The sequence below is a fragment of the Roseibium sp. RKSG952 genome (assembly GCF_009711355.1).
Map to the genome: position 1 here is coordinate 1 of NZ_SMMF01000644.1, position 3,000 is coordinate 3,000.

At 57.9% G+C, this 3,000-nt stretch carries 1 protein-coding gene; it reads left to right on the top strand.

Features of this window, described 5'->3' with window-relative positions; genetic code table 11:
• Positions 1-456: 456 nt before the first annotated feature.
• Positions 457-2,904 (top strand): DNA topoisomerase (ATP-hydrolyzing) subunit B, encoded by a 2,448-nt coding sequence (gene gyrB / locus E1297_RS03255; RefSeq protein ID WP_155133825.1) that lies wholly within the window; start codon positions 457-459, stop codon positions 2,902-2,904.
• Positions 2,905-3,000 lie beyond the last annotated feature (96 nt).

Sequence of the window (3,000 nt, forward strand, 5' to 3'; positions counted from 1 at the left end):
TGAGATAGGAGGGCGCCCTGACTGGATGGCGGCGAACAGCCTTGACGTGCTGGAACACACACTTTCCCGGCAGTGTGTGTCTTCCCGTCCGCTGGGACTGCAAGCGCCATCAGGCGCAATCGGTTGCTGATTGCGGAACATGAAGACCTTCAGAGGCATGCGAGACGCTTGAGCTGTTCAACAAGAACAGGACGCTGTCTTAGGCTTAACGTCCTCCCCGCCCTAAAGGGCGAGGTTTTCAGCGCACAGTGAGTTCGTCGATATCGACCGTTCGGTGATTGTCGACCATGTCATCGAGCGTCACTTCCGGCGAATGACGAATCCCTTCTCCGTCGATCATTTCAATTGATCCATTGAATCCTTCGAGGCAGGCTTGTAAAAGAATTCATCGTCCGCAAAATCGGTTTACGGGTGCGCCTCTCATGGCGACCCATCGAACACAACAGAGGTATTTCCATGAATCAGACAGCACCGACATCGCTCCCCGAAGAATACGGTGCGGATCAGATTAAGGTCCTAAAGGGACTCGATGCCGTCCGCAAGCGCCCGGGGATGTACATCGGCGACACGAGCGACGGTTCCGGACTCCATCACATGATCTGGGAAGTCGTCGACAACGGCATCGACGAGGCGCTTGCGGGTTATGCGGACCAAATCTCCGTCTTGCTCAACCCAGACGGTTCCGTGACGGTTTCGGACAACGGTCGCGGCATTCCCGTCTCGATCCATCCGACGGAAGGTCGACCAACGGTCGAGGTTGTGATGACCGAACTGCATGCCGGCGGAAAATTTGACCAGAACTCCTACAAGGTCTCCGGCGGTCTCCACGGCGTTGGTGTTTCTGTCGTCAACGCTCTCTCCAATCGTCTCGAGGTCATTGTCTGGCGTGACGGCAAAGAGCATTTCATCGCTTTTGAACACGGAGCCGTGGCTGAGGAGCTTCGAATGATCGCGCAAGGCAAGCGTAAGACGGGCACGGAGGTCACCTTCACGCCGTCGGAAAAGACGTTCGACAGCGTCGAATTCGATGCCAAGATCGTTGAGCGTCGTCTTCGTGAACTGGCGTTCCTTAATTCCGGGACGCGGATCGTCTTCCACGACAAGCGCACCCCCGGCACGGAGCCTTTGGTTCTTTTTTATGAGGGCGGTACCGCCGCTTTCGTGGCTTATACGGACAAGGCGAGAACGTCCCTTCTTTCCCGTCCGATCATCTGTCGCGGCGAGCGCGAGGTGAACCAAGGTGACCGGAAGGCGACCATCGGCGTCGACGTCGCGCTTCAGTGGAACGACAGCTACGCCGAGAACTTCCTCGCATTCACGAACAACATCCCTCAAAAGGATTACGGTACGCATGTCGCTGGCTTCAAAATGGCCCTTACCCGTGCGGTCCAGGCTTATGCTGAAGCGAACTTCACGACCAAGCAGAAGAAGATCTCCTTGACCGCCGACGACATGCGCGAGGGCCTGACCGCCGTTGTCTCCGTTAAGGTTCCCGATCCCAAGTTCTCAAGTCAGACCAAGGAAAAGCTTGTTTCCAGCGAGGTGTCTGGCGCCGTTCAGCAGGTCGTCGGCGATGTCCTTAAGACCTGGTTCGATGAAAACCCGGCCGAGGCGAAGAAGATCATCGACAAGGCCGCCGATGCCGCCGTGGCGCGCGAGGCCGCCCGCAAGGCCCGCGAACTCACCCGCCGCAAGAGTACGATGGACATGGCGTCCCTTCCTGGCAAGCTGGCTGACTGTCAGGTCCGCAGCCCGGAAGAGGCGGAAATCTTCATCGTTGAGGGTGACTCGGCGGGTGGTACGGCCAAGCAGGGTCGTGACAAGCGGACTCAGGCCATCCTTCCGCTTCGTGGCAAAGTGCTCAACGTCGAGCGCGTCCGTCTGGACAGAATTATGAAGTCGGAGCAGATCGGCACGTTAGTGACCGCGCTAGGCTGCGGCATTGGCCGTGACGATTTCGATCCGGACAAGGTGCGCTACCACAAGATTGTTATCATGACGGATGCTGATGTTGACGGCGAGCATATCCGCACGCTTTTGCTGACCCTGTTTTATCGTTTTATGCCTCAGCTGGTCGAGCGCGGCTACGTCTACATCGCTCAGCCGCCGCTCTTTAAGGTCCAACATGGGAAGAAGTCGAGGTACCTTCTGGATCAGAAGGAGCTGGACGAGCACCTGATTTCGCGTTCCATGCATGATTCGTCCCTCATGAGGGGGGATGGAATGCAGATCGGCGGCGACGAATTGGTGAATCTGGTGCTGTCGTCCAAGGCCGACACCGAGAATCTGGTGGAACTGTCCTCCGAGATCGGCGATTCCGATATCGCGTGCGCCATGGCGCTGGGCGGTTATCTGGTTCCCGGCATTTTCTCCGATGACGCCATTCGCGGCGACATCGCGGGCTACATCGCGACTATCCTGAATGATCGCACCGAGAAGATTCGCTGGTCGGGCCGGGCCGTTTCGAACGGCATCGAAATCTCGCGAACGCAACGCGGGGTGACGGATGTCAAGATCGTGACCTCGGCATCTGTCGAAACTCCCGCTGCACGCGCCTTGCAGTGCCGGGCGGCGGATCTCGGCGCGGTTTACGGACTGAAGGCCGTGCTGACCACGTCCTCTGGCAAATCGCATGATGTCTCTGGTCCTGCGGATCTCTACGAACTCGCGCAGTCGCTCGGCCGTGCGGGCGCTGAGATCCAGCGCTACAAGGGTCTTGGGGAGATGAACAACGAGCAGCTTTGGGAGACGACGCTCGATCCCGAGAACCGAACTCTTCTGAGGGTCGGTGTTAAAGACGCCGCTGCGGCGGACGAGCTGTTCTCGACGCTCATGGGTGACAAGGTCGAGGATCGTCGAAAGTGGATCGTGGCCAATTCGATGAATGCGGAGATCGATGCCTAAGGGCGTCGACCATTTTCTCTAATTCAGAAGCGCAGCAAACCCCGTCCTTCAGGGCGGGGTAGACGTTGATTCTTCAACATATTGCCTGACAAACCT

What these genes read in the sequence shown, in the direction of transcription:
- gyrB (WP_155133825.1), top strand. Translation starts at nt 457, where the DNA reads ATGAATCAGACAGCACCGACATCGCTCCCCGAAGAATACGGTGCGGAT.